The sequence below is a fragment of the Aeromicrobium sp. PFPM2_SD2 genome (genome assembly GCF_057364525.1).
Window position 1 is genome coordinate 1 of record NZ_JBNFNZ010000794.1, and the last position, 583, is coordinate 583.

The following is a 583-nucleotide window of genomic DNA, read 5'->3' on the forward strand; positions in this document are numbered from 1 at the left end:
CACGAGGGCACGACCGGACCGCTGACCGAGCGTCTGCGCGCGGGCCTGGAGCGGGCGACCGAGGCGGTCGACTCCGGTGCCGCGGCCGCGGTGCTGGACCGCTGGGCCCGCACGACGCAGGCCCTCGTCGAGGCGTAGCCCCCGGCCTCACAGGCCGATGCTGAACGCGTCCTCGAGGTCGTGGCGGCTGAAGGTGCGGAACGCGATCTGGGTCTGCGTCGACACGATGCCCGGCACCTTGTTGACCTTGCCGGTGACGACGCGCGCGATGTCGTCGTGGCTGCGCACCCGCACCATGGCGACGAGGTCGAGCTCCCCGGTGACGGAGTAGACCTCGCTGACCCCCTCGACGGCGGCGACCTGCTCGGCCACCTCGTCGAGGCGCGAGACGTCGGCGTGGATGAAGACGATGGCCGTGATCACGTCGTCAGGCTACCGCGCGGCGAGGACGCCGCCGGGCGAGGCCGACGGGTCCGGCGCCCACGTCGCGAGGTGGCGCTGGGCGCCCCGGGCGGCGCACTGCCAGGTGCCGCGCACCATCCGCACGCCGTCGGACTCCAGCCAGCGCAGCAGCACCTCGGTC

The 583-nt window shown here is 74.1% G+C and carries 1 protein-coding gene; it reads right to left on the minus strand.

What is annotated here, in order from left to right; translation table 11 throughout:
• Window positions 1-147: 147 nt before the first annotated feature.
• Window positions 148-423, minus strand: a complete 276-nt coding sequence (locus AC2W7G_RS18160) for an Lrp/AsnC family transcriptional regulator (protein WP_485869663.1) — start codon at window positions 421-423, stop codon at window positions 148-150.
• Between the last annotated feature and the right edge of the window lie 160 nt (window positions 424-583).